Consider the following 4,222-nt stretch of genomic DNA (forward strand, 5'->3'; position numbering starts at 1 on the left):
CCTGCAAGGTTCAGGAATTCTTCCAGAACCGCCTCGACGCCGACGAGCATCCGTACTTCGCCAGCATCTGCAGCCTGACTGTCTCGGCGCACTTCCTGATCGAGCGCGACGGTTCGCTGTTCCAGTTCGTCTCGTGCAACTCGCGCGCCTGGCATGCCGGCGTGTCGCGCTTCGACGGCCGCGAGAACTGCAACGACTTCTCCATCGGCATCGAGCGCGTCGCCCTGGCGGAACTGCAGCAGCGCTACAGTGGCGTGGCGATCTTCGCCAAGTGCCGCTACCGGCCGGACGGCCGCGTCGGCGACTTCGCCAAGCGCGCGCCACAGCACTGGTTCTTCGGCCCGTTGCGGCAGCTCTGGCGCTCCTACTTCGAAGTGGCCATGGCGGCGATGATGGCCAACCTGCTTGCCATCGCCTCGGCGCTGTTCGCCATGCAGGTGTACGACCGCGTGGTGCCCAACGCGGCGATGGACACGCTGTGGATCCTCGCCAGCGGCGTCGGCCTGGCCATCATCCTGGAAGGGGTGATCCGCGGGCTGCGCGGGCATCTGCTGACCACCATGGGCAAGCGCATCGACCTGCAGCTGTCGACGCTGCTGTTCGAGCGTGTGCTCAACACCCGGCTGGCGGCCAAGCCCGGTTCGGTAGGCGCCTTCAGCACCCAGGTGCGCGAGTTCGAGGGCGTGCGCGAGTTCTTCACCGCCTCCAGCGCGGCGATGATCAGCGACCTGCCTTTCGTGTTGCTGTTCCTGCTGATCATCGCGCTGATCGGCGGCCATCTGGTCTGGGTGCCGGCGGTGGCAGCGGTGCTGATGCTGTTGCCCGGGCTGTTCTGCCAACGCCAGCTGGCGCGCCTGTCGCGGGAGAACCTGCGCGAGGGCGCGGTGAAGAACGGCATCCTGCTGGAGTCCATCGAGAACCTCGAATCGGTCAAGGCCACCCGCGCCGAAGGCCGTTGCCTGCACCTGTGGGAGACCCTCACCGCGCAGCTGGCCGGCAACTCCATGCGCACCCACACGCTGACCACCGCGCTGTCCTACGGTGCGAGCATTGTCCAGCAGTTGTGTTACGTCGGCGTGGTGGTGTTCGGCGTGTACCGCATCAGCGAAGGGCTGCTCAGCGTCGGCGCCCTGGTGGCCTGCTCGATCCTCGCTTCCCGCGCGGTGGCGCCGCTGTCCCAGGCGGCGGGCATTCTTGGCCGCTGGCAGCACACCAAGGTAGCCATGGAAGGGCTCGACCAGATGATGCAGGCGCCCACGGAGCGCCCACAGGACAAGCGCTTCGTGCGCAAGGAACGGCTGTTCGGGCATTACCGTCTGGAAGGCCTGAAGCTGGCCCACGGGGACAACCCGCCGGCGGTGGACATTGCTGCCCTGGAGGTTCGCCCCGGTGAGCGCATCGCGCTGCTGGGTGGCAATGGCGCGGGCAAGTCGACCCTGCTGCGCCTGCTGGCCGGGCTTTACGACGCTGACTCGGGGCGTCTGCTGCTGGACGATGTGTCCATCGCGCAGATCGACCCGTCGGACCGCCGCCGCCACGTGGGCTACCTGCCCCAGGACGTCGCGCTGTTCTACGGCACCCTGCGCGACAACCTCAACCTGGAAGGCGCGGCAATCAGCGACGAGGAAATGTACGAGGCGCTGGATGGCGTCGGCCTCGGCGACTTCGTCCGCTCCCATCCGCTGGGCCTGGACCTGCCGCTGCTGGGCAACGGTAGCCTGTCCGGCGGCCAGCGCCAGGCCGTCGGGCTGGCCCGCGTGCTGCTGCAGGACCCGCCCGTGGTGCTGCTCGACGAGCCCACCGCGACCTTCGACCAGAGCACCGAGCTGCACGTCATCGGCTACCTGCAGCGCTGGCTGGAAGGCCGCACGCTGATCATGACCACGCACAAGAAGACCATGCTCGCCGTGGCCACTCGCGCCGTGGTGCTCAGCCAGGGCAAGGTGGTGATGGACGGCGCGCTGGACCAGATCGTCAAGGATCGCACGGTACACATTCCCGGACAGGAAGGAGCCTCCCATGGCCAGTGAGTCCCGCGCCGCCGAACGCCTGCGCCGCGAGCTGCAGGACCCGCTGCTGGCCGCCAGCCACCCGGTGTCGCGGCCGCTGCTGTGGGCGCTGCTGCTGAGCCTGATCGCCGCCGTCGCCTGGGCCGCCTTTGCGCAGCTGGACGAAGTCACCCGTGGCGATGGCCGGGTGGTGCCGTTCAGCCGCATGCAGAAGATCCAGAGCCTGGAGGGCGGCATCCTCGACCGCCTGCTGGTGCAGGAGGGCGAGCTGGTGCAGGTCGGCCAGCCGCTGGTACGGCTGGACCGCACCCACTTCGAGACCTCCTGGCAGGAGGCGGCCAACCAGGCCGAGGTGCTCGGCGCCGCCATCGCCAGGCTGGATGCCGAGGTGATGGGCCAGGACCATATCGTCTTCCCCGCAGGCATGCCCGCCGACGGCCCGGTGGCACGCTCCGAGCGCGAGCTGTTCAAGTCGCGGCGCGAAAAACTGGAGGAGAACACCCGCTCGCTGCAGCAGCAGATTCGCCTGTCGCAGAGCCAGCTGGCGCTGGTCAAGCCGCTGGTGGAGCGCCGTGCGGTGAGCCAGATGGAGGCGCTCAAGCTGAGCCAGGACATCGCCACCCTGAGCGGCAAGCTCACCGAGCTGAAGAACACCTATTTCCAGGATGCCTACACCGAGCGCCAGGAGAAGAAGGCCCAGCTGGCGCAGATCGAGCCCATCGTCCAGCAGCGCAAGGACCAGTTACGCCGCACGGAAATCCTCTCGCCGGTGCGCGGACGGGTGAACACCGTGCTGATCAGCACCCGCGGCGGCGTGGTGCAGCCGGGCGAGCCGATCATGGAGGTGATCCCGGTGGAGGAACGCCTGCTGGTGGAGGCCAAGGTCAAGCCGCGCGACGTCGCCTTCCTGGTGCCGGGCATGCCGGCGAAGGTCAAGATCACCGCCTACGACTACAGCATCTACGGCGATCTGAAGGGCACCCTGGAACAGATCAGCGCCGACACGATCGAAGAAGATACGGTGCACGGCAAGGAGTACTACTACCAGGTGCTGATCAAGACCGACGGCAGCCAGCTGATGCGCAACGGCGAGGTGCTGCCGATCATCCCCGGCATGGTTGCCGAAGTGGACATCCTCAGCGGCAAGCGCAGCGTGCTGAACTACCTGCTGCGGCCGCTGCTCAAGGCGCGTTTGATGTAACTCGCGCACCGGAGCGTGGATTGTTTGAACGTAGGATGGCGTGGAGCGAAGCGATACCCATCGATAGGAAACGTCGCATAGCAGCCGCGTAGGGCGGATAACCCGGAACGGGTTATCCGCCGAAATGGCGGATAAGGCTTTTGGCGTTATGCGCCCTACGTATCCGGGTAGGAGCGGACTCCGTCCGCGATGGGGTGGCCCAACTCCCTGGCCAAAGGGAGCGACGATGGATCGATCGCGGACGGAGTCCGCTCCTACGTAGGCCTGATATTCAATGGCCTGATATTCAATGGGGCATGGCAACACCCGGCATACGCCTCCTTCCCCCGACAGGGAAGGGCCGGGAACCTGGGGAGGACAAGGCGTGGCACCTGTAGGGGCGAGCCTGCCTGCCATGGTTATCCGGGCGGGGCTTGCGGGTGGGCTCGCTCCTACGGCGGCCAGCAGATCAGGCTCAGATGATCCGGATCAGATCATCGGGTCCCAGCGCTGCGACCAGTCCGGGTCCTGCGCCACCACCTCGCGCAGCAGCGCAAAGGCCTGCTGCAGCGCCTGCGAATCGCGGTCCCGCGAATACACCAGATAGGTCGGGTAGCTGAACTCCGGGGCCTTGGGCACCCGGCGCAGTACCTTGCGATCCAGATAACTCTGCACCACCCGTGTGCGGAAGTAGCCCGAGCCGCCGTTCTCCAGGATGTACTGCAACGCCAGCGGGCCGAGGTTGAACGACACCGGCGCCTTGGCCAGTTCCGGCAGCGCGCTGTCGTGCTGCTGGCGGAAGCCTTCGCCCCAGTCGATGTAGACGTAGGGCTCGGGGTTCTGCGCGCGCACCAGGATCAGCTTCTCCTCCAGTAACTGCTCCACCTGCATGCCTGGCCAGTATCCGCCGATCAGCAGGGCGCCTGAATCGGGCTCTTCCCGTCTACTTGTAGGAATGCGCCTCAGCCAATCATCCCGAAGCCGCGCGCCATCAGGGTCGCCAGCAGCGGCAGGATCAGCAGTGCCAGCAGCT

2 protein-coding genes and 1 pseudogene are annotated in these 4,222 nt (G+C 66.7%); 2 read left to right on the top strand and 1 reads right to left on the bottom strand.

Annotation, left to right across the window (positions count from 1 at the left end; genetic code table 11):
* Together QO207_RS31160 and QO207_RS31165 are read left to right on the top strand one after the other, a co-directional pair.
* A partial coding sequence (locus tag QO207_RS31160; protein WP_301536101.1) for a type I secretion system permease/ATPase occupies nucleotides 1-2,030 on the top strand: 2,030 nt, incomplete at its 5' end.
* Complete coding sequence (locus QO207_RS31165; RefSeq protein WP_301536102.1) at nucleotides 2,020-3,210, top strand: HlyD family efflux transporter periplasmic adaptor subunit; 1,191 nt, start codon at nucleotides 2,020-2,022, stop codon at nucleotides 3,208-3,210. The genes QO207_RS31160 and QO207_RS31165, both read left to right, overlap by 11 nt.
* 468 nt (nucleotides 3,211-3,678) lie before the next feature.
* Here the strand turns inward: QO207_RS31165 and QO207_RS31170 are convergent.
* A pseudogene (locus QO207_RS31170) lies at nucleotides 3,679-4,092 on the bottom strand (LysR substrate-binding domain-containing protein); the annotation flags it as partial.
* Between the last annotated feature and the right edge of the window lie 130 nt (nucleotides 4,093-4,222).

It is taken from the genome of Pseudomonas sp. CAN1, from assembly GCF_030462585.1.
Lineage (GTDB): Bacteria > Pseudomonadota > Gammaproteobacteria > Pseudomonadales > Pseudomonadaceae > Pseudomonas.